This window comes from Janibacter sp. CoH_79_TC_3 (assembly GCF_058197955.1).
The window spans coordinates 1-236 of record NZ_JBXWIV010000202.1 but is presented as its reverse complement, the minus strand read 5'-3'; the positions used below and the strand labels follow the sequence as shown (position 1 = coordinate 236).

The window sequence follows — 236 nt, the reverse complement described above, 5'->3', positions numbered from 1 at the left end:
CTACCATGGCATACAGTGCGTACTCTTCTTCCCGTCCTTTTTCTTTCGCAAGCTGCTCTACGAATTGCTTGAAAATCTCCGCACGCGGATCGGATACAGAATAAATCGCATGACCCATGCCATAAATCAGCCCTTTCTGGTCAAATGCTTTCTTATCCAAAAGGTCTTCCAGATACTGATGTACTTCGTCTTCGTCCGTCCAGTCGGAAATTTTTTCCTTCATGTCTGCGAACATC

General features: G+C 45.3%; 1 protein-coding gene. It reads right to left on the bottom strand.

Features of this window, described 5'->3' with window-relative positions:
* Positions 1-223, bottom strand: a 223-nt coding sequence (locus tag AC2FA3_RS15635) for a citrate/2-methylcitrate synthase (protein WP_490510399.1), incomplete at its 3' end; no start/stop codon positions are given.
* Positions 224-236 lie beyond the last annotated feature (13 nt).